Origin of the sequence: Paenibacillus sp. LK1 (assembly GCF_002750415.1) — a bacterium.
Taxonomy (GTDB): domain Bacteria; phylum Bacillota; class Bacilli; order Paenibacillales; family Paenibacillaceae; genus Paenibacillus; species Paenibacillus taichungensis.
This window is the reverse complement of record NZ_PEII01000040.1, coordinates 1-917: the sequence shown is the minus strand read 5'-3', so window position 1 is coordinate 917 and position 917 is coordinate 1. Positions and strand designations below refer to the sequence as shown.

2 protein-coding genes are annotated in these 917 nt (G+C 40.1%); both read right to left on the bottom strand.

Annotated elements, in window-relative coordinates:
- Positions 1-166 precede the first annotated feature (166 nt).
- Positions 167-535: an ATPase gene (locus tag CS562_RS33665; protein WP_257219681.1), complete on the bottom strand. Its 369-nt coding sequence runs from the start codon at positions 533-535 to the stop codon at positions 167-169.
- Positions 536-595: 60 nt separating this feature from the next.
- Positions 596-793, bottom strand: coding sequence for a hypothetical protein (locus CS562_RS32440; protein WP_099859441.1), 198 nt, complete (start codon positions 791-793; stop codon positions 596-598).
- Positions 794-917: the final 124 nt, after the last annotated feature.

Genomic DNA, 917 nt, shown 5'->3' with positions numbered 1-917 from the left:
GGTGTAGTCACAGTTTTGATGTCACTCAATTATCAGTAACCCACAATAACAGGATTAGCCCACACAGGTATGGACTCAACACAATAGATCAAATTACTCTGTCTGATTTCCGCAACAATTAAAGGCTCGTATGTATTATCAATGATGATAACCTGATCTGCGATGGCTAAAGCCGTTTAAGATTCTTCAATGACTGACCATATCGATAACGAATGTCTTCTTCTGCAATCCAATGTCCACCTTGTTCAACCCGAGATGCAACACGATCTATATGCATTTGAACATCCTCAAGGCCGATGTAGTATACGACAATTTCGTAATTGTTTTCTTTTGCAATTTCCATATGTTTTAAAACAAATGATCCGGACAATGTCGTTTCAATAGCGAAGTTTGTACCACTTTTAATGAGAGATCTAATTCTTTTCACAGCTTCCCTACCAGCAGACAGGTCAGCACTACGCGGATTTTCTGGCTTCAACTCTCTTGCAATTTGATCCGGATCAACCAGTTCACCAAGCCACTCTCTCATTTGCATGCTGAGTGTACTTTCCCCGCTCCATTGGTTCCAGCAAACACAGTCATGACTGGTCTGATTTCACTCATGATACTCAAACTCCTGGCGTTTCCCAGCAGCATCATATATGATTTCAAATTTATTGCCTTTGGCATCCTCACGAACGCGTTTGTTATTCTTTATATAATAAATAGAAGCACCTGATTCTTTGGCTTGTTTCCGTGCGTATTGATTAGCTTTTTTTAAAATTTCTTGGAGCTGTTCACGATTTTCAAACATCTTGAGTCCCCCAATCTAAATTTATGTTTATTATATCATAAAATAAAAAGCCACCATCCAGATCACTGGGTGGTGGCTTTTGCTTACTCTAATGGAGGCGAGGGGAGTCGAACCCCTGTCCGAA

Excerpts from the sequence above, each read along its gene's own strand:
- CS562_RS33665 (WP_257219681.1), bottom strand. The coding sequence starts at position 535 with ATGCAAATGAGAGAGTGGCTTGGTGAACTGGTTGATCCGGATCAAATT.
- CS562_RS32440 (WP_099859441.1), bottom strand. The coding sequence starts at position 793 with ATGTTTGAAAATCGTGAACAGCTCCAAGAAATTTTAAAAAAAGCTAAT.